A 1,582-nucleotide genomic window follows, 5' to 3' on the forward strand; every position below is an offset into this window, starting at 1 on the left:
CTGATCGGCAACAGCGTCGGCATGGCCGGGCTCACCACGGTACTGGTGATCGTCCTGGCCTATGGCTACGCCTACGGCCTGCAGCGCACCCTGGTCAAGGGCAAGGGCTTCCTGCGGCTGGTCGCCCTGATGCCACTGTTCGCCCCCTCGCTGGTACAGGGCCAGGGCCTGATCCTGCTGTTCGGCCGCAATGGCGCCATCAACCGCTATCTCGGCCTGGACATCAACATCTATGGCTTCCACGGCATCGTCACCGCCAACCTCTTCTATGCCTTTCCCTACGCCTTCCTGATCCTCTCGGCGGCCCTGGCCATCGCCGATGCGCGGCCCTACGAGAGCGCCCGGGTGATGGGCGCCAGCCACTGGCGCACCTTCCGCACCGTCACCCTGCCACCAACCCTCTACGGCCTGGCCGCCGCCTGCTTCGTCTGCTTCACCCTGGTGCTGACCGACTTCGGCAACGCCATGCTGATCGGCGGCGACTTCAACGTGCTGGCCACCGAGATGTACAACCAGGTGATCGGCCAGGCGCAATTCGCCCTGGGCGCGGTGATCGGGGTGGTGCTCCTGATCCCGGCGATGATCGCCAAGATCCTCGAAAAGCGCATCACCCGGCGGCAGACCTCGCTGATCGCGCCCCAGTCGCGGCCGCTGGAGCCACGCCCGGACCGCGGCCGTGACCTGGGCTTCGGGCTCTACCTCTATGGCTTCGCGGCCATCATGCTGAGCATCGTCGGCATCGTGGTGGTGACCAGCTTCGTCACCCTCTGGCCCTACAACCTGACGCCCACCTTCAAGCACTACGCCTTCGACTTCGCCGATGGCATCACCCCGCTGTGGAACAGCATCCTGATCGCCACCCTGACCGCCACCGTGGGCGTGATCATGGCCGGACTGGGCGCCATCGTGGTCACCAAATTCCCCGGGCCGACCACGCCGCTGTTGTCGCTGCTGGCCATCCTGCCCTCGGCGGTGCCGGGCATGGTGCTGGGCCTGGGCTACGTGCTGATGCTCAACAACCCGGTCAATCCGCTGCACGTGCTCTATGGCACCCTGCTGTCGATGGTGATCCTCAACGTCTACTACAACCACAGCCAGGCGTTCCTGATCACCAACACCAGCCTGACCCAGGTGGGCAAGAGCTACGACGAAGCCTCGCGGATGCTGGGTGCCGGGGTGTTGCGCACCCTGCGCAAGGTGACCCTGCCGATCCTCTGGCCGACGCTGCTGGGGGTGTGGGTGTTCTACTTCATGCGCGCCATGGTCTCGCTGTCGGCGCTGATCTTCCTGATCACACCGTCCACCCAGATCGCCTCGGTGGCAGTGCTGCAACTGTCCGACCGGGGCGCCATGAACCAGGCGGCGGCCTTCTCCGTATGCATCATGGCCACGGTGGGTGCCTGCCTGCTGATCGTCCGCTTGATCCTGCTGCTTGCCGGCGCCAAAGACGTGAAACTGATCCGATGAAAACGACCACGCCCATCAGAGCCATCCTGTTCGACAAGGACGGGACCTTGATCGACTACCACCAATCCTGGGGCCCGACCAATCGCCGGGCGGCCAAGATCGCCGCCGCGGGAGA

Annotated in this window: 1 protein-coding gene; it reads left to right on the forward strand. The window is 65.2% G+C overall.

What is annotated here, in order from left to right; all coding sequences use genetic code 11:
- The coding region (locus FAZ11_RS24600; RefSeq protein WP_137283184.1) for an ABC transporter permease subunit at positions 1-1,467 on the forward strand (1,467 nt) is incomplete at its 5' end.
- Between the last annotated feature and the right edge of the window lie 115 nt (positions 1,468-1,582).

This window comes from Pseudomonas rhizoryzae (assembly GCF_005250615.1).
In the GTDB taxonomy this organism is placed as follows: domain Bacteria; phylum Pseudomonadota; class Gammaproteobacteria; order Pseudomonadales; family Pseudomonadaceae; genus Chryseomonas; species Chryseomonas rhizoryzae.